General features: G+C 46.1%; 19 protein-coding genes. 8 read left to right on the forward strand and 11 right to left on the reverse strand.

The window, feature by feature from the left end:
* Positions 1 to 84 precede the first annotated feature (84 nt).
* The 3 genes from putP to ESP131_RS15900 form a co-directional block, all read right to left on the reverse strand.
* Positions 85 to 1,596, reverse strand: coding sequence for a sodium/proline symporter PutP (gene putP / locus ESP131_RS15890; RefSeq protein ID WP_047393061.1), 1,512 nt, complete (start codon positions 1,594 to 1,596; stop codon positions 85 to 87).
* A gap of 78 nt (positions 1,597 to 1,674) precedes the next feature.
* A complete protein-coding gene (pruA, locus tag ESP131_RS15895) occupies positions 1,675 to 3,219 on the reverse strand; it encodes an L-glutamate gamma-semialdehyde dehydrogenase (protein ID WP_029342578.1) in 1,545 nt (514 codons plus the stop codon).
* Positions 3,220 to 3,349: 130 nt separating this feature from the next.
* Positions 3,350 to 3,637 carry a HesB/YadR/YfhF family protein gene (locus ESP131_RS15900; protein ID WP_023469340.1) on the reverse strand — a complete coding sequence of 96 codons (288 nt, stop codon included), beginning with the start codon at positions 3,635 to 3,637 and terminating at the stop codon, positions 3,350 to 3,352.
* Positions 3,638 to 3,759: 122 nt separating this feature from the next.
* On the opposite strand from ESP131_RS15900, the gene ESP131_RS15905 reads away from it, so the two are divergent.
* The 4 genes from ESP131_RS15905 (at position 3,760) to ESP131_RS15920 (ending at position 7,963) form a co-directional block, all read left to right on the forward strand.
* Entirely contained in the window at positions 3,760 to 4,599 is an 840-nt protein-coding gene (locus tag ESP131_RS15905) for a hypothetical protein (RefSeq protein WP_069940955.1), read from the forward strand.
* Between the two features lie 13 nt (positions 4,600 to 4,612).
* A complete protein-coding gene (gene bcp, locus ESP131_RS15910; protein ID WP_047393053.1) occupies positions 4,613 to 5,062 on the forward strand; it encodes a thioredoxin-dependent thiol peroxidase in 450 nt (149 codons plus the stop codon).
* Between the two features lie 331 nt (positions 5,063 to 5,393).
* Positions 5,394 to 7,043 carry a peptide ABC transporter substrate-binding protein gene (locus ESP131_RS15915; RefSeq protein ID WP_047393049.1) on the forward strand — a complete coding sequence of 550 codons (1,650 nt, stop codon included), beginning with the start codon at positions 5,394 to 5,396 and terminating at the stop codon, positions 7,041 to 7,043.
* A gap of 269 nt (positions 7,044 to 7,312) precedes the next feature.
* Entirely contained in the window at positions 7,313 to 7,963 is a 651-nt protein-coding gene (locus ESP131_RS15920) for a homing endonuclease associated repeat-containing protein (RefSeq protein ID WP_047393045.1), read from the forward strand.
* A gap of 96 nt (positions 7,964 to 8,059) precedes the next feature.
* Here the strand turns inward: ESP131_RS15920 and ESP131_RS15925 are convergent, their stop codons facing one another.
* The gene (locus ESP131_RS15925; RefSeq protein WP_069940956.1) at positions 8,060 to 9,757 is read right to left on the reverse strand and encodes a GGDEF domain-containing protein; all 1,698 of its coding nucleotides are present in this window, start codon (positions 9,755 to 9,757) and stop codon (positions 8,060 to 8,062) included.
* A gap of 132 nt (positions 9,758 to 9,889) precedes the next feature.
* Between ESP131_RS15925 and ESP131_RS15930 the strand changes: the two genes are divergently transcribed.
* Positions 9,890 to 10,498: a YktB family protein gene (locus ESP131_RS15930; protein WP_047393037.1), complete on the forward strand. Its 609-nt coding sequence runs from the start codon at positions 9,890 to 9,892 to the stop codon at positions 10,496 to 10,498.
* A 32-nt stretch (positions 10,499 to 10,530) separates the two neighbouring features.
* Here ESP131_RS15930 and ESP131_RS15935 read toward each other — a convergent pair whose 3' ends face one another.
* From ESP131_RS15935 to ESP131_RS15960, 6 genes are all read right to left on the reverse strand, one after another.
* A complete protein-coding gene (locus tag ESP131_RS15935) occupies positions 10,531 to 11,040 on the reverse strand; it encodes a hypothetical protein (protein ID WP_047393034.1) in 510 nt (169 codons plus the stop codon).
* A gap of 161 nt (positions 11,041 to 11,201) precedes the next feature.
* The gene (locus ESP131_RS15940; protein ID WP_047393031.1) at positions 11,202 to 12,275 is read right to left on the reverse strand and encodes an ABC transporter substrate-binding protein; all 1,074 of its coding nucleotides are present in this window, start codon (positions 12,273 to 12,275) and stop codon (positions 11,202 to 11,204) included.
* 3 nt (positions 12,276 to 12,278) lie between these two features.
* A complete protein-coding gene (locus ESP131_RS15945; protein WP_069940957.1) occupies positions 12,279 to 13,079 on the reverse strand; it encodes an ABC transporter permease in 801 nt (266 codons plus the stop codon).
* Positions 13,079 to 13,888: an ABC transporter permease gene (locus ESP131_RS15950; protein WP_047393027.1), complete on the reverse strand. Its 810-nt coding sequence runs from the start codon at positions 13,886 to 13,888 to the stop codon at positions 13,079 to 13,081. Before ESP131_RS15950 ends, ESP131_RS15945 begins: the two co-directional genes overlap by 1 nt.
* Positions 13,885 to 14,979, reverse strand: coding sequence for an ABC transporter ATP-binding protein (locus ESP131_RS15955; protein WP_047393023.1), 1,095 nt, complete (start codon positions 14,977 to 14,979; stop codon positions 13,885 to 13,887). The genes ESP131_RS15950 and ESP131_RS15955 overlap by 4 nt, the downstream gene beginning before the upstream one ends.
* A gap of 13 nt (positions 14,980 to 14,992) precedes the next feature.
* Complete coding sequence (locus ESP131_RS15960) at positions 14,993 to 15,538, reverse strand: helix-turn-helix domain-containing protein (protein ID WP_083254825.1); 546 nt, start codon at positions 15,536 to 15,538, stop codon at positions 14,993 to 14,995.
* Between the two features lie 187 nt (positions 15,539 to 15,725).
* Between ESP131_RS15960 and ESP131_RS15965 the strand changes: the two genes are divergently transcribed.
* The 3 genes from ESP131_RS15965 to ESP131_RS15975 are packed head-to-tail and all read left to right on the forward strand — an operon-like array spanning position 15,726 to position 17,761.
* Positions 15,726 to 16,571 (forward strand): DegV family protein, encoded by an 846-nt coding sequence (locus ESP131_RS15965; RefSeq protein ID WP_069940958.1) that lies wholly within the window; start codon positions 15,726 to 15,728, stop codon positions 16,569 to 16,571.
* Positions 16,572 to 16,630: 59 nt separating this feature from the next.
* Entirely contained in the window at positions 16,631 to 17,362 is a 732-nt protein-coding gene (locus ESP131_RS15970; RefSeq protein ID WP_029342592.1) for a hypothetical protein, read from the forward strand.
* Between the two features lie 51 nt (positions 17,363 to 17,413).
* On the forward strand, positions 17,414 to 17,761 hold the full coding sequence (locus tag ESP131_RS15975) for an iron-sulfur cluster biosynthesis family protein (RefSeq protein ID WP_047393010.1): 348 nt from the start codon (positions 17,414 to 17,416) through the stop codon (positions 17,759 to 17,761).
* Between the two features lie 229 nt (positions 17,762 to 17,990).
* Here ESP131_RS15975 and ESP131_RS15980 read toward each other — a convergent pair whose 3' ends face one another.
* Complete coding sequence (locus ESP131_RS15980; protein ID WP_047393006.1) at positions 17,991 to 20,033, reverse strand: bifunctional diguanylate cyclase/phosphodiesterase; 2,043 nt, start codon at positions 20,031 to 20,033, stop codon at positions 17,991 to 17,993.
* Positions 20,034 to 20,091: the final 58 nt, after the last annotated feature.

Genomic DNA, 20,091 nt, shown 5'->3' on the forward strand with positions numbered 1-20,091 from the left:
TTCTAAAATTATTCGACAAAAAATAGCGGCTGCTCCTCATCGAGAACAACCGCTATCATTAGTTCGTATCGTTTTTCGTTTGAATTAAACAATCTTCCGCTCAGGTTCCGCACCTTTTAGTTGTGCTTGTACTTGATCGAATTCATCATAAATCGCTTGACTTGGTTCCTTCGTCACGAGACTACCGATGACGAGCGCGATCGTCGAAGCGATGAAAGCTGGAATCATCTCATACATTTCCGAAATGTAGGATGGTAATCCATCAACATTTTGGTTAATGAGAATCCAAGCGATGACGACGACGGATCCCGTAATCATTGAAGCAAGTGCTCCCGTCTTGTTCATCCGGCGCCAAAGCAGGCTGAACAGAACGACTGGTCCGAACGCTGAACCAAAGCCAGCCCATGCGTATCCGACGAGCGTCAGGATCGACTTCTGCGCGCCAAACGATAAGAGAATCGCAAGAACCGCTACGACTAGAACCATGACGCGACCCATGATCATCAGTTCACGGTCTGAAGCACTGCGTTTAAAGAAACGGTGATAGAAATCATTTGTTGCCGCACTCGAAGAGACGAGTAGCTGTGTCGAGATCGTCGACATGATCGCAGCAAGTAATGCTGCTAACAACAGTCCCGTAATGAACCCAGGGAAGAGATCTCGTGATAACTGAATGAAGACATTCTCTGGATTTTTTAGTCCAGCACTTTGTTGTGTGAAATAGGCATAACCGATTAAACCTGTCACCATCGCACCAACGATCGAGAACGTCATCCAGATCATTCCGACGCGACGTGCTGACTTCATCTCATGTAAGTTACGGATCGCCATGAAACGAACGATGATATGCGGTTGACCGAAATACCCGAGTCCCCACGCCAGGAGCGAGACGATACCGATCGTCGTCGTCCCTTTGAAGAGCTCCAGTTTCGAGCCGTCCGTCGACCGGATCGTCTCGAGCGTCTCATTGATCCCGCCACTTAAAGTCAGCGCGACAGCTGGTACGATCAGCAACGCGATGACCATGATCATCCCTTGCACGACGTCCGTCCAACTGACGGCAAGGAAACCACCGAGGAAGACATACGCAATGACGACACCTGCTAGAATCCAAAGACCTGTCGTGTACTCGAGACCAAAGACGGCTTCGAACAAACGACCACCTGCGACAAAACCACTTGATGCGTACATTATAAAGAATATTAAGATAACTCCAGCTGAAACCGTACGCAATACACCACTTTTATCGTGGAATCGTTTTTCAAAGTAATCGGGAATCGTGATCGCATCCCCTGCATGTGCCGTATACGCACGCAGACGCGGCGCGACGAGTAACCAGTTGGCATAAGCGCCAAGCAATAATCCGATGACGATCCATCCACTGGACAGACCAGTTGCATACATCGCACCCGGCAATCCCATCAACAGCCAGCCACTCATGTCACTTGCTCCTGCAGAGAGCGCCGTGACGACGGGACCGATCGTACGTCCCCCAAGCATGTAGTCATTCATGTTCTTTGTCCGATAATACGCAATGACGCCAAGTGCGACCATCAGTCCGAGATACAACAAAATCGCAAACCACATTCCGTTCATCCTTGCTCCCCCTTTTTCCGTGATATAAGAAAAACGGGCATGCAGGTCGCACACCCGTTTCATCTATTAAACACCATTTCAGAACATTTCTGAAGTTGTTTTTGCTTGAAGATGTAAAGTCAAGTAATCCGGTCCGCCTGCTTTTGAATCCGTACCTGACATGTTGAATCCACCGAATGGTTGGTAGCCAACGATTGCTCCTGTGCATCCACGGTTGAAGTAGAGGTTACCGACGTGGAAGTTCGCACGCGCGTACTCTTGGTTCGTCCGGTCTTGTGTGATGACAGCACCTGTCAAACCGTATTCCGTGTTGTTCGCGATGTCGATCGCTTCTTTGAAATCTTTCGCTTTCGTGAAGGCGACGACTGGTCCGAAGATCTCTTCTTGCATCAAACGATCCGTTGGTTGAACGTCCGCGACGACTGTCGGTGAGACGAAGAATCCTGTTGAATCATCTGCCGTACCACCTGCGACGATACGTCCTTCTTCTTTTGCGACGTCGAAGTATGACGTGATTTTCTTGAATGCTGCTGCGTCGATGACTGGTCCGACATTATTTGAGACATCCGTCGGGTTACCGATGCTAAGTTTGTTCGTGTTCGCGACGACTTTTTCGAGCAACTCGTCATAGACAGAGTCGAGTGCGACGACACGTGAACAAGCTGAACATTTTTGACCCGAGAATCCAAATGCTGCTTTCGTGATCATGTCCGCTGCGTAATCGAGGTCAGCCGACTCATCGATGACCATCGTATCTTTTCCGCCCATTTCCGCGATGACGCGTTTGAGCCAGATTTGACCTTCGTTTAGTTTCGATGCCCGCTCGTTGATGCGAAGACCGACATCGCGTGATCCCGTGAAGCTGATGAAACGTGTTTTCGGGTGATCGACGAGGTAGTCACCGACTTCTGCTCCTGAACCGGGTACGAAGTTCAAGACGCCAGCCGGAAGACCAGCCTGCTCCATCACTTCGACGAATTTCGCTGCGACGACCGGTGTCGTCGATGCGGGTTTCAAGAGGATCGGGTTCCCTGCCACGATTGCTGCGACAGCTGTTCCAGCCATGATCGCGAGTGGGAAGTTCCATGGTGAGATGATGACACCAACACCGAGTGGAATGTAATCATAACGGTTGTATTCGCCTGGACGACTCTCGACTTTTTTGCCGTCTTTTAAGACGAGCATCTGACGTGCGTAGTACTCGAGGAAGTCGATCGCTTCTGCTGTATCGGCATCAGCTTCGTTCCAAGGTTTCCCTGCTTCTTTTACGAGGTAGGCAGAGAACTCATGCTTCCGCTTACGGATGATGTTCGCTGCTTTGAATAGGACGTCCGCACGTACAGACGGATTGACGAATTTCCATGTTTCGAAAGCTGTGACTGCTGCTTGCATCGCTTCTTCTGCATGTTCCTGTGTCGCTTTCGAGACACGTCCGACGATCTCTTCTTTGTTAGCCGGATTGACGGAGACGATTTTATCTTCCGTCGTCACATGTTTTCCACCGATGACGAGCGGATAATCTTTGCCGAGTTCTTGCGTGACGAGTGCAAGTGCCTCTTCGAACGCTTTCTTGTTTGCTTCTTGTGAGAAGTCCGTGAATGGTTCGTGTTTGTACGGAATCATCTCTATTCCCCCTTTAATCTCTACTTTAAACCGCTTACATTCTCCATTGTACAGAAGCATGAGTCCGCTTACAATTATTCTAGTCAAAAAAATAGAGGAGAGACCGATTTGGTCTCTCCTCAGTTCTCGATTATTCCTTTGCTTGTGAGAAGACGATCTCTTCATGTTCAATTGAAACTTTGACGTCTTGTCCTTGGAATAACCAGTCATCTTGATCCGAGACGACGAAGTGGATGCCGTCGACAACTTCTTCGACCGCTGCCCGTTCGACTTCTTCCATATGAACACCAACCGAGAAACCTTGTGTTAAATCCGTTGAGCCACCATATTTTGCAAAGAAGCGAATCGTATCTCCTGATTTTGCTTCCATCTCATCTTTAAAGTATTGTAATGCCTCATCTGTAATATGAATTTTCATATCTATCACTCCCCTTTCGTTTAGTGTACCGATATCCTACTCAAAAAAGCGAATTTCCTGTATGGTAGAGACAAGATTAGCTAAGGAATCACCATGAAACATTCATCTTAGGAGGAATTCGAATGAAACGATCGCTCGTAGTGCTGCTTGCGACCAGTCTCGTACTCGTCGGTTGCGGAAACGACTCCTCGTCTTCTACAGATACCAAATCCCCGAAGACGACGGAAACGAAACAACAGAAGGCTGAACAAGCCGTTATTGACGTCTATCAAACATACGAAAAAACGCTCGGTCAATCAGGACGAGCAGATGCAAAAGACCTTGCATCGATTGAATATACGGGTGACGAAAAACAACTTGAGCCGCTCGCCGTCGGTGCGAAGAACTTGAATGTCGTTCCCGGTAAGGTCGTCAAGTCGTTCCAAAAAGGCGATGTCGCCTACATCATCCACGAATTCAAGGATGCGAAAGGATCGATTCTCCCGAACCGAGGATCGAAGCTGTTATTGAAGAAAGACGATGAATGGAAGATCGTCCTGACACCGACGACATTCGATCCGTCCGTCTTCTCGACGCTTGGCGACATGTTCACTGGATTTAACGCTGACGAGTATGGTGTCAATGCGAAGGCGGCCGACGAGATCGGAAAAACGGATGAAAAAGAGCAGGATGCTGTCTTCTCTCGCGTCAATGCCCAAACGGATTATATGGCACTCGAGATGAACAGTAATATCCTGATGATTTACGGTGAGGCATTGAAGAACGAAGGAAATCCTGAGACGCTCGTTGATTACTATCAAGACTATGCAGACTGGTATGAAGAAGAACAACCACTCCTCATGAAGACGGCGAAAGCCGGAACGGATTATGAGAAGTACTTGATTGCCCTCGATCCTTTAAAAGAAAGTCTTCAAAAGAAGCTTGAGAAATATGCGGATCAATTAAACATGGAATTAGGATAAGGAGGAGTTTTTCATGCAAGCACCTACATTTACCCTTCCGAACGCACAAGGAGAACCGATTTCCCTCGAGGATTATCGTGGAAAAAAAGTCGTACTCTATTTCTATCCGAAGGATTCAACGCCTGGTTGTACGACCGAGGCGTGTGATTTCCGTGATGCGTCGCAAGCGTTCGAAGAAAATAACACCGTCATTCTCGGTGTTTCTGCTGATAGTCAGAAACGGCATCAAAACTTTATTGCAAAATACGAATTACCGTTCCAATTGTTATCAGATGTCGAGCACGAAGTGTGTGAGCAATATGGCGTCTGGCAACTGAAAAAGAATTACGGGAAGGAATATTTTGGAATTGTTCGTTCGACTTTCCTGATTGATGAGTCCGGTGAAATCGTCAAGGAATGGCGCAGCGTAAAAGTAAAGGATCACGTCGCAGAAGCACTCCAGTACGTCCAAGAGCAGAAATAAGCTCAAGAACCAGTTGTTTTATACAACTGGTTCTTTTTGTATTAAATCCTTTTAAATACTCCTAATTTTATCCTTACATAAAAATAATTTTTCGTGAAAAAACGTTGGTATCACACATAAATTTAATAATTTTGAAATAATCTGAAAATATTCTATTGATTTTTCTGAATATTGTATTTATTATTGATAACAAGTTGATCCGGTGCTTTCCACAGCTTAAGAATAAAAGGCGATGACCCCTCTTATTTTTAGTCGGACACCGGATCGCTATCCTATTCGGTTCTTATCGTTTCACCAGATATATCTATTTCTTTTGGGAGGGATTTACTTTATGGAAAAGAAAAAGGCACTTGCACTCGTCGGAGCACTGACAATCGCTGGATCAAGTCTTGCGGCATGTTCGACGACAGATGAAGGTAAAAAAGAAGGCGGTTCGACATCGGGAGAAAAATCTTCAGACAAACAAGTCTTGAATATCATCAGCGGTTCGGATATTCCAGCACTTAGCCCGACAGTCGCAACAGACTCTGTATCCTTCACAGTCTTGAACAACGTTCAAGAAGGTCTGTTCCGTCTAGACGAGAATCAAGAAGCAACACCAGGTGTTGCGGAGAGTGTTGATGTTTCTGAAGATGGACTTACATACACGTTCAAACTTCGTGATTCGAAATGGTCGGATGGCAGCGATGTCACAGCAAAAGACTTCGAATACGCATGGAAACGCGTCCTTGATCCGAAGAGTGGTTCGCAGTATGCATACATCATGTATATCATCGATGGTGCAGAAGCTTACAACACAAGTAAAGGAAAAGCAGACGATGTCGCGGTCAAAGCGGTTGATGACAAAACACTTGAAGTCAAGTTGACTCAACCAGCTGAATACTTCAAATCGTTGACTGGTTTCGGTTCATTCATGCCACTAAAACAAGAATTCGTTGAGAAACAAGGTAAAAACTTTGCTTCGAAGCCGGACACATTCCTTTACAACGGACCATTCGTCCTCTCAGATTGGAAAACGGATGTTGGCTGGAGCTATAAGAAAAACGATCAGTACTGGGATAAAGATAATGTCAAACTTGAAGAAATCAACACGAAAATCGTTAAAGAAGTCTCTACAGGCGTCAACTTGTACGAAAAAGGTGACATCGATCTAGCTGGTTTAACGAGTGAGTTCGTTGATCAATACAAAGACAAAGAAGACTTTGATACACGTCTTGATGCAGCAATGTACTATATCCAAATGAACTTCAAGAATGACCTCTTGAAAAACAAGGATATCCGTAAAGCGATCGACTCAGGATACGATAAGAAGCAGATGGCTGATGTTCTCTTGAACAACGGTTCGATCCCTGCTTACTACTACGTACCAAAAGACTTCGCGAAAGGTCCAGACGGTAAAGATTTCCGTGATGGCAACGAAGGTTTCGGTTCATATGACGCATCATCTGCAAAAGCATCATTCGAAAAAGGACTGAAAGCCGTCGGCAAGAAGTCTCTCAAACTCGAACTTCTTTCATACGATGATGACAACTCGAAAAAAATCTCGGAGTACCTCAAAGGCGAGTGGGAGAAAAACCTTCCAGGTCTTGAAGTCACGATCAAACAACAACCATTCAAGAACAAGTTGGATCTCGAGTCTAAAGGTGAGTTCGAGCTATCGTTCGCAGGATGGGGACCTGACTATCAGGATCCGATGACATTCCTCGATATGTGGGTAACTGGTGGACCATACAACCGTGGTAAGTACACAAGCGATAAGTATGATTCACTCATCAAGTCAGCTCAAAAAGAAGTAGATGCTGAGAAACGCTGGCAGGCTCTCAAGGATGCTGAGAAAACACTCCTTGAAGAGGATCAAGCGATCTCAGTTATGTACCAAAAAGGTGTTTCGCTTCTTCGTAAACCGTACGTCAAAGGAATCGTCAACCACAAAGTCGGTGCCGATACTTCGTACAAATGGGCTTACATCGAAGGAAAATAAGTTATATCAAAAGACCAGATTCGCTGACGAGCGTGTCTGGTCTTTTTTTCCATCTGAGTCGTTTGTCCTATTTTTCTGAATAGAATTAAAATTTCGTGTCATTCTGTTTTCATTTCCATGACTTCCATTTATACTAAGCAAAGAATCCGATTCACTTTATTTACAATATTTTGCGGGAATTATTCATAATTAATGGAAATGTACCGATATATCTAATACAGAGGACTTTTGCCTCAATACTACATCGAACTAGGAAGGAGGACTCACTCATGAAGCAACGTGTACTTACGAGTCAACAGAGTTATACAGAAGAGCAACTTGAGATGATTGAAGCCATCCGTGCGGTCGGTGAACTCATCCAGGACCGTCCACGCCGTACTGTCTATCGCCGTTATGCTTTAGTTAATGACTGGCCTCAGCCGGAAAATATCATTCGTCAATTCGGATCGTGGCCGGAAGCTTTGTCTGCTGCTGGATACGAGTGGAATGTCGATCAACAGCCGGAGGAGCTCGAGCGGGCACCAAAATATACGAAAGACGAAATCTTAAAGTCGTTCGAACGGTACGCACAAGACGTCGGCTCTACGATCACACTCAAGAAGTACCAGATGTGGCGTAAATCCGTCCATCATGCACCGAGTCACTATCACATCGTCAAGATGTTCGGTTCGTGGCACGATGCGTGTACCGCTGCAGGACTTGAAGCGAGCGTCACTTATTCGAAAGCTGAACTTGCTGCTTCTCTGCGTCAAGCAATCGAGGAAGTCGGCTTTGCCCTCTCTTTTGAAGCGTATCGGGAATGGGCAAAACGGAACAACAAACCGTCGACGAAAGCTTTACTTCATCGTTATGGTTCTTGGTCAGCTGCAATCCATGCGATTGAAAACGAGATTCGTCTCAGCAAACAACAAGCACAATGAACTTATTCTTTTTCGATCCTTCTCGTTCATCTGAACTGGGAGGATTTTTTATATCAAAAAAGAAGATAGCGTCTCTGCCACCTTCTTCTACTTGATTTAAATAACCTTCTCTTTCCACTCCTGATACGATGCGACACGGTCGCGTCCTTGGAACTTCGCTCCGACGTACATCGCGCGGTCGGCATTTCGAATCAAACTCGCAAGATCACCAAGTTCCTTTAATGTATCGATTCCGATACTAGCCGTAATCCGGAGCGTATGTCCTTCGACTAAGATTGGATTTGCATGCAACGTCTCGCGAATTCGTTCTGCGACGATTTGGGCAGAATCAAGATCCGTATTCGGTAGTAAAATGACGAATTCCTCTCCCCCGTAACGCGCGACAAGATCCGTGATACGTGTTGCCTGCATCAATAACTTCGCAACTTCAAATAGGACGACGTCTCCGACTTCATGCCCGTACGTATCATTAATTTGTTTAAAATGATCTAGATCGATCATTAAGGCTGAAAACGGATAAAGATCGCGTTGTTTAATACGACGATCGCCCCACTCTTGCAAGGCACGATAGTTCGGTAGTTTTGTCATCGCATCCGTCCGACTGTCTGTCAACAAGCGCTCTCGTTCGTGTGCTCGTTCCACTGCCCACGACAGAACACGTAAAGCGCGGTATAGCTCATATCCGAAATCCTGTGTGAATTCACCACTTGCGTTCGAGGCAAGGAGCAACGAGCAGTTGATCGTCTCTGTCGCTTCCGGTTGAATGAAGAGGACGGACTGTGTCTCTTCCGGCAAACTATCGTAAAGACGGATATCCCACTCCTGTTGCATCCCGTAAAGAAGAACTTCTTCTTTTTCGATGATGTCTTCAATGATTCGCCCTTCGACATGATCGGCTTTTAACTTTCGTCCATCCTTCAACGAATAGTACACGCTTTGCTTTCCTTCTTTGAAATCAAACTTAATCCAAGCGATATCCGGTTTGACGAATTGATTAAGCTGTCGTAGATATCGTTCAATGATGAACTGGGCATCGCCGTCCTTCCAAGCAGCCTCTTTCAAACGCTCAATCTGTTCCCAATGTTCGATCCGATCCGTCGCTTCGACCGAACTCCCCAGTGCGCGTTTGATGATGAATAAGGCAAACGCCGCCATGACAAGTCCACTATTTCCGTTTCCTTGAACGACGAGCGTACTGAAAATCCCGTATAACAATTCTGCCGTGATGACGACCGCTTCAAAACGTAGCAGCTGGAACATGACGTCACTTGGAATGTTTTCTCCAAGAAGAAATCGAGATAACTGATATTGCAATAAGAGGACGATCCAAAGAATCGCGACCATCGCCAGTAACGGCACGACGTTTTCTGTCAATACGAACGCTTTGCCATGCGTTCCACCGAGTGCATTATAAGCAAGACCTGCTGGAACGATCAAAAACAATTCGAGGGCAACGTTGAACGGATAGTTATGTAACATCCGTCGACGTCCGATTGGTGTATGAATCGTTCGCAACTGATAGATAAGCATCGTCAATTGCCCGACAAAAATCGCTGATAACAATCCATACGTTAAGAATGTGAAGAGAACGAATCCAAAATGGAAAGTAAAACTCATATGGCGACGGCGTACAGGATCGACGACAAAAATCGTCGATAAGGCGGCAATCAATAAGAATGTAAACAAATCGATGCTGAGATTATAATCCTTCGACTTCGCAAAAAGATCGATGCCAATGACGATTACGAAAAAAACAACCCAGCTTCGAAGGAGATATTGTTGAAAACGACGCACAAAACATTCCCCTTCCTTTAAATTATGTAGTTGTATATTACTGGAAATCGATATGTCCATTATTCTACTTTTCAAGCAAAAAGTCGAACTTCGTTGGTATCCTTTGATACAATTGACGCGAGGTGATTTTTCATGACAAAAACATTCACGCAACACGCATTTGATACATTTCAAATTGATGGATTAGAACCACGGATGGAAGCGATTCGCGAACGCATCCAGCCGGTCTTTCGGGACATCGGTCAGGAAGTCGCACCTGACTTAACGGTCGCAACAGCAGAAGATGTCCATGTCCATATCGCGCAACACGCTCGCCGGAAGGTCAATCCTCCAAAAGATACTTGGATGGCATTCTCCCCCGATAAACGTGGATACAAAAAGCATCCCCATTTCCAAGTCGGTCTGTTTGATGATCATCTGTTCATTTGGCTCGCTTATATCTATGAGTTGCCGAACAAACAACAATATGCGTCAAAACTGTTGCAGCATACCGAACTGCTGACATCCCTTCCTGATGATTTCGTCGTCTCATACGACCACATGAAAAAAGACGCTGTTTCCGTTCATGAGACGGATATTGAAAAAGGATTACAACGTTTCCACGACGTCAAAAAGGCAGAATTCCTTGTCGGCCGCCATATTTCGGCAGAACAAGTGCATCAATTATCACGCGAAGAATTACTGGAAATGATTCGAAATACCTATTCGTATCTCGTACCACTCTACAAAACGATTAAATAAAAAGGATGGCCGAATCGGTCATCCTTTTTACATTAGTTATATTTTACTAGAATTGACATGACTTGTGTACGGTCGGAATTCAAATTTAGATAAATGTTGACCTGTTTTGAGGAAACCGTCATGACGTTGAATGTTTTATCGAGTTTCGCTGTCGGATACGCTTTTTTAACTTCCTTGACCGTCATAGTCCGTTTAACCTGCTTCGGATCATAGACGATAGCACTGACTTTCGCTTTTGAATCTTTCACACCATACGTAGAACAGTAATGGAGGGCACGATCCGCTGAGGCGAGACCATTTCCGCTTTGACACCAATTCGAGTTCTTTTCCCCCTTGTACGCTTTATGTACTTGTGCAAGTGTCGTTTTTTCAAGTACGACTTTTCCATCGAGTGAACGCGCTTGTTTCGCTTGTGTTTGAATTTCTTGCAACCATTTGACGTCTATCTGTTTTGTTGCTTCGACCGGTTGGTTATATGAAGTGCCTGACACGATGCTGACAGTGAGAGCGGCAGTTAAGATGATTCCTAAGACTTGTTTCATGATGATGTCCTCCTCGGCGCCTATGAAAGGCGTTGATAATAAACTGATTCCCCTATTTCAAAAAATTATTCAGTTTTTATAGTTTTTTTCTGGGAACTTATATTTATTTTTTTGATGAGAAATAAAAAAGAACCTAGTGTCGCATGACACTAGGTTCTGCCTCATTTCTTATGCATCTTAAACTCCAAGAACAACTCATTGTAATGCGCGAGCATTTTCTTTCCGAGGTTCTCATAGACTTCAAGCGTATCAGTAACTTGTTTATCAGGATAGAATCGCTCATCGGTCCGAACCGATTTATCGAGCAGTTTCAAGCCTTCTTTGTTTGGTGTCGAATAGCCGACGTAGTCTGCGTTCTTCGCTGAAATATCAGGACGCAACATGAAGTTGATGAACTCATGTGCCCCCTCGACGTTTTTCGCTGTCTTCGGAATGACGATGTTGTCGAACCAGACGTTTGATCCTTCTTTTGGAATGACATAGTCGAGATTCTCGTTTTCACTCATGATCTCGTTTGCGTCACCAGACCAGACGACACCAAGTCCTGCTTCTTCATTCGCGAGCAATAACTTGATCTCGTCCCCGACGATTGCCTTGACGTTTGGTGTCAGGCGCATCAAGTTCGCTTTGGCTTCCTGTAGTTTCGACTCATCCGTTTCATTCAACGAATAACCTAGACTATTCAGGCTCATCCCCATGACTTCACGGGCACCGTCAGCGAGTAGAATCTGATTCTTTAGCTTCGGATCCCAAAGGTCCTTCCAGCTCGTCGGTTTTTTCCCACCAATTAAGTCTTTATTGTAAACGATACCGACCGTTCCCCAGAAATACGGAATCGAGTACTTGTTGTTCGGATCGAACGATAAATCTAGAAAGCGTGAATCGATGTTTTTGAGATTCGGAATCTTTTGATGATCGATTGGAACGACGAGCTTCTCATCGATCATCTTCGCAATCGCATAGTCGGACGGAACGGCGATATCGTATGTCGTTCCGCCTTGTTCGATCTTCGTCAGCATTGCTTCGTTTGAATCGAATGTTTGATAGACGACCTTGATGCCGCTCTCTTTTTCAAACTGTTTGATCAATGCTGGGTCGATGTAATCGCCCCAGTTGTAGATGTTCAGGACATTTTTACCCGAATACCCTTGTGTCTCGTTCAACTGATTCAAGGTGAATAGGATGACACCTGAAATCAAGAAAATCGCGGCGAACAATTGAATCAATTTTTTCAACGGTCATTTCACCTCCGGTCGCGAAAGCTTCGTAGCAACTCGTTGGTTCAAGAAGTAGTAGCCGATGACGAGTAAGAACGTAAACAAGAAGATGACAGTCGACAAGGCGTTGATCTTCATCGAAATTCCTTGACGGGCAAGAGAGTAGATTTCTACAGATAATGTCGTAAAGCCATTTCCTGTCACAAAGAACGTCACCGCAAAATCATCAAGTGAGTACGTCAATGCCGTGAAGAAGCCGGCAAAGATACCTGGTGTAATGTACGGCAGGATGACTTTCGTCAGAACGTCCCAACGGCTTGCACCTAAGTCACGCGCTGCATCAACGAGCGTCGGACTCATCTCCTGCAACTTCGGCAGGACGAGAATGACGACGATCGGTACCGAAAATGCGATGTGTGACAGTAAGACCGACGTAAACCCGAGCTGGATGCCAAGTAGCGTGAAGAAAATCAAGAACGATGCCCCGATGATGACATCCGGACTGACGATCAAGATGCTGTTCAGTGTTAGTAATGACGTCTCGACTCGCTTCTTGCGCACGGCTTGAATTCCGATCGCTCCGAACACGCCAAGAATCGTCGAGATCGCTGCGGATAACAAGGCGATGACGAGTGTGTTCAAGACGATGATCAACAAGCGTGAGTCTTGGAAGACTTCCTTGTACCAATCCCACGTGAACGAATCGAAGTTCGTCATGTTATCAGCACTATTAAACGAATAGAATGCCAAGTAGAAAATCGGAGCATACAAAATGATGAAGACACCGATTAAATAAAGATTTGCTAGTTTCAGACGTTTCATCAAGTCGTCGCTCCTTTCTTCCGTTTCGTGCTCGTTAACGCAAGGATGATTGCCATCGCGATGATGAGGAAGACGGCAATCGTCGCTCCCATACCCCAGTTTTGCGTTACGAGGAACTGCTGTTCAATCGCTGTACCGAGCGTGATGACGCGGTTCCCGGCAATCAGACGCGTAATCATGAACAGCGATAATGCCGGAATGAAGACGAGCTGACAGCCCGATTTCACACCATCAAGCGTCAACGGGAAGACGACACGGCGGAACGTCGTGAAGTTCGATGCCCCAAGGTCACGTGCAGCGAAGACGAGTGACGGACTCAATTTTTCGATCGCGTTGAAGATCGGTAGGATCATGAACGGAATGAAGATATAGACCGATACGAAAACAAAACTGAAGTCGGTAAAGAGAATCTGTTGTCGCCCGATCCCAATCGCTTCAAGCGTTTGGTTCGCGAGACCATACGTACTGAACAATCCGATGAAGGCATAAGCTTTCAGCAACAAGTTGATCCACGTCGGCAAGATGATCAGCAATAGCCACAGCTGTTTATGCTTCGTTTTCGTCAACAAGTAAGCGGTTGGATAACCGATCAAGAGCGAAAACACCGTGATCAAAAACGCATACCAGAACGAGCTGAGTGTCATCGTCAAATATGTCGACGTAAAGAAGTTCTGGTAGTTCTCAAATGAGAAGTTGCCATCCAAATCAAGGAACGAATAGTAGACGACGAGTACGATTGGTGCAATGACAAACAAGGCAATCCAGAATAGATACGGAATGAGATACCAGTTACGTGTTTTTTGCATCATAACACCCCGTCGTAAGATTCCAGACGCTTATCAAATTCTTCCTCTGTCTCATTCAGTCGCATGACGTGAATCGCTTCTGGATCAAATGTCAGTCCGATTTGCTCACCCACCGTCGCTTTTTTCGTACTGTGGACGAGCCATTCGTTACCGACTTCATCCATACAAGCGATCTCATAGTGCACGCCACGGAAGAGTTGCGAATCGACGGTGACTTGTAGTTTCCCTTGTGTCACGTTCGTGATTTCAAGATCCTCCGGACGGATGACGATCTCGACCGGTTCGTTTAGTTCAAGACCACGGTCGACACATTCGAATTCCTTTTCTGCGAACCAGACTCGGCAATCTTCCACCATTCGGCCTGGAATGATGTTCGACTCACCGATGAAATCAGCGACGAAGCGGTTGATCGGTTCGTCATAGATATCTGTCGGCGTACCCGATTGTTGGATGACACCGTGGTTGAGGACGAAAATCTCATCCGACATCGCGAGTGCTTCTTCCTGGTCGTGCGTGACGAAGATGAACGTGATCCCTAGGCGACGTTGTAAGTCGCGGAGCTCATACTGCATCTCCGTCCGTAGTTTTAAATCGAGTGCTGAGAGTGGTTCATCAAGCAGGATGACTTCCGGCTCATTGACGATCGCCCGGGCAATCGCGACACGTTGCCGCTGTCCACCTGACATCTCGGTGATTTCTCGTTTCTCATAACCAGACAAGTTGACGAACTTCAATGCATCCGTCACACGTTTAGCGATTTCTGCTTCTTTCACCTTCTTGATCCGAAGACCAAAGGCGATGTTCTCGAAAACGTTCAAGTGCGGGAAGAGTGCATAGTCTTGGAAAACAGTGTTGACTTGACGTTTGTTCGCCGGTACATCGTTGATCCGTTTTCCATTGAAGATGATGTCTCCTTCTGTCGCTTCCGAAAAGCCAGCAATCAGTCGTAAGATCGTCGTTTTCCCACAACCCGATGGTCCGAGTAACGTATAGAACTTCCCGCGTTCGATTTCAAAGCTAACTTGGTCGAGGACGGTCTGATCGTCGTATCGTTTCGTAACGTCCTTGAATTGAATGATCGTAGTATCTGCCAATCTAGTTCCTCCTTTATAAGTATGAGTCAGTCGCAGTCACGAGGACCTTCGCCTCTTGTGTCGACTCATTGCGTAATTGATGAATTTCTGAAGCCTTATAGTAAAGTGTCTCCCCTTGATTCGCTACAAAAGACTGATGACCAAGCGTCAGCGTGACGCTTCCTGCCAACACGTAGACGAATGTTTCAGCACCCGACGGTTCATATGTCTTAAATGCTCCATCTGGTGCGAGTGTCAGCAAGACCGGTTCCATCTCTTTTTCGTTCGATTCTGGAATGAGCCATGTGACATGATACCCTTGCTCCTCATCGGCATACGTCGTGACATCCTCTTCCCCATAGACGACTTTTTGATTGAGTGTGTCCTCATCAAAGAAATCCTTCGGGGAGATGCCAAGGACCTCAAGGAGATGAAACAACGTCTCGATCGACGGGGAACTGATTTCCCGTTCGAGTTGCGAGATATATCCTTTACTCAGGTCTGTTCTTTCCCCTAGTTCCTCTTGCGTCAATCCCTTTTGAAGACGGAGGTTCTTGATTTTTTGTCCGATTGAGTACAATCGACGTCCTCCTCTCATCGGCTTAGTTTAGTATAAGATGACTAAAAGTTTACTAATCACGTACCGATTATAGCGTATTTCATTATTTAATCAACTAAAACGTTCAATATTTTTTAATGTTCATTTGACAGCGAGAACGCTTACACCTACAATTAATATCAGGTACTAATTTAAGGAGGAACTTGTTATGCGGATCGCTTGGATCACTGATAGTACAACGATTTTACCGGATACGATTGCTCGGCGCGATGATCTTTCGGTTGTCCCTTTACTCGTCATGAAGGATGGAGAAAGTTTCATCGATGGTGTCGATGTTGATGCGGAGACTGTCTACAGCTGGATTGATGCAAAACATAAGGTAACAACGAGCCAACCTTCGATCGGAAGTTTCACCGAGCATTATGAACGGTTGAAAGAAGAATATGATGTCGGTTTTGCTGTTCACTTATCGAGTGAACTGAGCGGAACGTACAGCGCTTCCGTTCAAGGGGCAGAGATTGCTGGTTTTCGTCTGATTGCAATCGATTCCCGCTGTGGCATTTACCCAGCCGGTCAACTTCTGGCAGAAGCAATTGAACTCGTCGAAGCGGGGCACTCGATCGAATCCGTCGAACAGATCATTCTCGAGCGTCGTTTCGATCACCACATTGAATTCACGGTTGCGAACCTCGATCAATTACAAGCAGGTGGACGCATTTCTTCGACGAAGGCATTCGTCGGTAACTTGTTGCAGCTTCGCCCGTTATTCCACTTTGAAGAAGGAAAGATCGTTCCTTATCAAACCGTCCGGACATTCAAGAAAGCCCATTCGAAAATTTTTGATCATCTCGTCGCGATTATTGAACAGGGGCAAGTGACCGATATTTCTTTATTCCATGCGACAGCGTATGAACTGGCACTCGAATGGAAACAACGCCTCGAATCGAAGTACGATGTGCGTGTCCGCATTGATGACTTAACACCGGTTCTCGGTTCGCATACGGGGAATCCAGCTATTGGTATGTCCTTTTTGAACCCGACGCGCCGACCTTGATGACTAATGAAAATGATTTTTGGGTAAACCTTCTTTAGAGAATAAAGGAGGTTTTTTGTTTGAAAAATAATAAATGGATTTGGCTCAACTGGGTCGGCTTCATCTTCACGATTGCCGTGAACGCTCTCGATGGAGGAAAGACGGGACGGATTTCCGACTCGATCATCACATTGTTCAAACCTGCTGGATATGCATTCTCGATTTGGGGATTGATTTATGCGGTATTACTCATCTGGTTGATTTTACAATCGATTCCGAAATTCAAGGAACACGAACTCGCGAAAAAAATCGGACCATGGTTCTTAATCAGCTGTCTGTTCAACGCGGGTTGGATCGTCTCGTTCACGTTTGAACTGTTCGTTGTCTCGGTCGTCGTCATCGTCGGTCTATTGCTATCATTGATCGTCATCTACTCAAAAATTGATCGTGAGACGAAAGGGTTACGCTTCAAGTTACCCTTCTCGCTGTATCTCGGCTGGGTATCGGTCGCAACGATTGCTGATATCTTCCTGACGATTAACGCAGAAGGTGTGACATCTTGGCTCGGAATCGGAGATGCGGGTTGGACGATGATCATACTTGTCGTCGGAGTCATCATCGCGCTTCTCTTCATGTTCGCTAACCGTGATCCGATTTATCCGCTCGTCTTCGTCTGGGCATACATCGCGATCAATTTCGAGTCCGATAACGGTCTCGTCGATACGACGGTTCTCGGTAGTGTCGTCTTATTATTAGCCGGTTACATCTTCCTTCTCGTCCGGATGCGCCGCCAGGTCAGCGTGAGCAAGTGACGTTCTTTTCCGCTACAAACGGCGTATACTAAGGTAAAGGAGTGAATGACCATGAACATCACATTTACACCATCTGCTCAGGAGCGGATCCGCCAATTACGCGGTGAAGTATCCGGTCAACTGCACCTCTATTACGATACAGAGGGTTGCGGTTGCGGAAACTCTGGTATTTTCAGTATTCGTATCGTCGATGAAGCGACACCGGAAGACATGACGATCGACTCGAACGTTGGTCCCGTTCTCGTCAAACGGTGGTCGAGCCATTTCCTCGATCAAGAAATGAAACTCGATTACAACGCAGAGAAAAAATCCCTCATCTTAAAAAGTGATGGACAATACTTCAATACGAATGTGCTCGTGACGGATCAGACAGGCTGTGTGCTGACGGTTCGTTCATAAGCACAGATGAAAAAGGCAACTTCCGTCGTGGAAGTTGCCTTTGTTTGTGTTCGAACAGACAGTTGCTGCGTTGAAAGCTGGATTGCCTGAGTATAGTTAAATGTACTGGATGTCTGTCTGCATCGTGCACGAGCTGGTGAAACCCAGCGCTTTGCGTCCCCCCAGACGTCGCATGCATCGTCCTCGCATGCTTATCTAGTATACGAACGAAAGTCGTGTTTGGATTGCCTCATCCGACATTTAGAACCGTTTCTTCAATCGTCCGCTGGTTTAGATCCTTGACGTGCATCGGTCTACTGTAATAGTAGCCTTGACCATAATCGCAACCGAGGCGTTTCAAGAAAAGATGCTGCTCAAGTGTCTCGACACCTTCCGCGACGACTTCGATCCCAAGACTTTTCGCGAGTTGGATGATCATTTCCGTAATCGCCGTTCCTCGTTCATCATGCGGTACTTCATCGATGAACGACTTGTCGATCTTCAGGATATCAATCGGAAGATGCTTCAGGTGCGTTAGCGACGATAGACCGGTTCCAAAGTCGTCAAGTGCAATCGTCAAACTAAGTTGTTTCAATTCACCAAGCATCGTCATCGCTCGGTCGAGGTTCTCCATGACGGACGTTTCCGTGATTTCGAGCTGTAGTTGCAATTCACTTCCATTCTTTAAGGAATGGTGAACGATTTCTTTGATCATTACGTTGTGCGACTCGGACCGGAAGTGCATCGCGGATAAGTTGACAGAGACTTGGCGAATGAAATAATCTTCCTTCTTCCAAATTTCCATCTGTGCGACGGTCTCTTTTAGTACCCACTCCGTTAAACGATGAATCAGACTATATTTCTCAGCCAGCGGGATGAACTCTGCCGGTGAGATGAAACCGAACTTCGGATGATTCCAGCGAATCAAGACTTCTGCTTGATCGACCTTTCCTGTAGCGAGTGCGATTTTCGGTTGGTAAACGAGGGCGAACTCCTTGAAGTCCGTCATCGCTCGGCGTAACGAACCGACGATCAATTGCTCTCTGCGATCCGAGTGTAGCGTTTCATCATACACGATGAAGCGGTCGCGCCCCTCGTTTTTTCCAGCACGTAACGCACTCTCCATCTGACCAATCCGCATCTCAAGCGATTCCTTCGTATTTGGTAAGATGACGCCCATCGTCGCTGTCAGATGGACTGCCTGATCTTCGAGGTCGATCGGTTGACGCACGTCCTCTAAAATCTGTTCGAATACCTCTGTCATATCTTCCTGCGAGACACGTTTGATCAGGAAGAACTGCGTACCATTGTAACGGATACATGCTTCATCTTCCTTTAGCGTCCGTAGCATCCGCTCCGCGAACTGGCGGATGACGGCATCACCCTTATCAAAACCGAATGTATCATTGACCCATTTGTATCCATCCAGATCAAGTAATGCCATCGCCATTTCCTGTTTCGATCGACCATAATGGGTATCGACCTTCGCCATATGATGATCGAGCCACCGGCGATTATGCAGCCCCGTCAAATGATCGGTATACGCCATCATTTGCAGTGCTCGACGTTCAAGATGAATATAAAGACCTGCAATCAAGATGACGATCAAGAAGACGGGAATCGCGACTTCGCTCAAGATATTCGACGTGATCGGAGTATCCCCGATGATTCCGGCATTAGTAGATGGAATACAAAACGAGGTGCCAAGCATCCCGACATAATGCATCGACGAGATGGCAAACCCCATCACGATCGCGATGGGAATCAGAATGCGTTTCTTATCGACATGTCGCAAACGATGAAGCAGTAGCAAGGCGATATAGGCGACCGTGACAGCAATCAAGACCGATAAGAGAAATAAGCTTGTCTCATACCGGACGGTTCCGCCGAACTCCATTGCCATCATCCCGAGATAATGCATCATGGCGATTCCGCCCCCCATCAGTCCTCCCGCTAAAATGACTTTCTTGCGTGTAATCACCGACGAATACAACAGATGGAAGGCAATGAAAGCAGCCAAAATGGCGGGAATGACGGACAAGAACATTAAAAACCAATCATAGCGAACCGTAACCGACAGCGCGAACGCGCCCATCCCGACGAAATGCATTCCCCAGATCGATAATCCCATCGTTAACGACGATAGAAACAAAGCACGCTTCTTTAAGGCAGTGGCCTTCGCCAGACGCCGATTTAACTCTAGTGAGCCGTATGATCCAATGATGGCAACAAGCACCGACAACACGACCAATGTCACTTCGTAATGTTTCGTTAAGATAATCCATTCATTCATTGTATGAGGCCTCTCTTTGTGGATTGTCATTCTCCTAACTATCGTCTGCTCGGTCTCA

Origin of the sequence: Exiguobacterium sp. U13-1, from assembly GCF_001750115.1 — a bacterium.
Classification (GTDB): Bacteria; Bacillota; Bacilli; order Exiguobacteriales; family Exiguobacteriaceae; genus Exiguobacterium_A; species Exiguobacterium_A acetylicum.

Excerpts from the sequence above, each read along its gene's own strand:
- putP (WP_047393061.1), bottom strand. The coding sequence starts at position 1,596 with ATGAACGGAATGTGGTTTGCGATTTTGTTGTATCTCGGACTGATGGTC.
- pruA (WP_029342578.1), bottom strand. The coding sequence starts at position 3,219 with ATGATTCCGTACAAACACGAACCATTCACGGACTTCTCACAAGAAGCA.
- ESP131_RS15900 (WP_023469340.1), bottom strand. The coding sequence starts at position 3,637 with ATGAAAATTCATATTACAGATGAGGCATTACAATACTTTAAAGATGAG.
- ESP131_RS15905 (WP_069940955.1), top strand. The coding sequence starts at position 3,760 with ATGAAACGATCGCTCGTAGTGCTGCTTGCGACCAGTCTCGTACTCGTC.
- bcp (WP_047393053.1), top strand. The coding sequence starts at position 4,613 with ATGCAAGCACCTACATTTACCCTTCCGAACGCACAAGGAGAACCGATT.
- ESP131_RS15915 (WP_047393049.1), top strand. The coding sequence starts at position 5,394 with ATGGAAAAGAAAAAGGCACTTGCACTCGTCGGAGCACTGACAATCGCT.
- ESP131_RS15920 (WP_047393045.1), top strand. The coding sequence starts at position 7,313 with ATGAAGCAACGTGTACTTACGAGTCAACAGAGTTATACAGAAGAGCAA.
- ESP131_RS15930 (WP_047393037.1), top strand. The coding sequence starts at position 9,890 with ATGACAAAAACATTCACGCAACACGCATTTGATACATTTCAAATTGAT.
- ESP131_RS15935 (WP_047393034.1), bottom strand. The coding sequence starts at position 11,040 with ATGAAACAAGTCTTAGGAATCATCTTAACTGCCGCTCTCACTGTCAGC.
- ESP131_RS15945 (WP_069940957.1), bottom strand. The coding sequence starts at position 13,079 with ATGAAACGTCTGAAACTAGCAAATCTTTATTTAATCGGTGTCTTCATC.
- ESP131_RS15950 (WP_047393027.1), bottom strand. The coding sequence starts at position 13,888 with ATGATGCAAAAAACACGTAACTGGTATCTCATTCCGTATCTATTCTGG.
- ESP131_RS15965 (WP_069940958.1), top strand. The coding sequence starts at position 15,726 with ATGCGGATCGCTTGGATCACTGATAGTACAACGATTTTACCGGATACG.
- ESP131_RS15975 (WP_047393010.1), top strand. The coding sequence starts at position 17,414 with ATGAACATCACATTTACACCATCTGCTCAGGAGCGGATCCGCCAATTA.
- ESP131_RS15980 (WP_047393006.1), bottom strand. The coding sequence starts at position 20,033 with ATGAATGAATGGATTATCTTAACGAAACATTACGAAGTGACATTGGTC.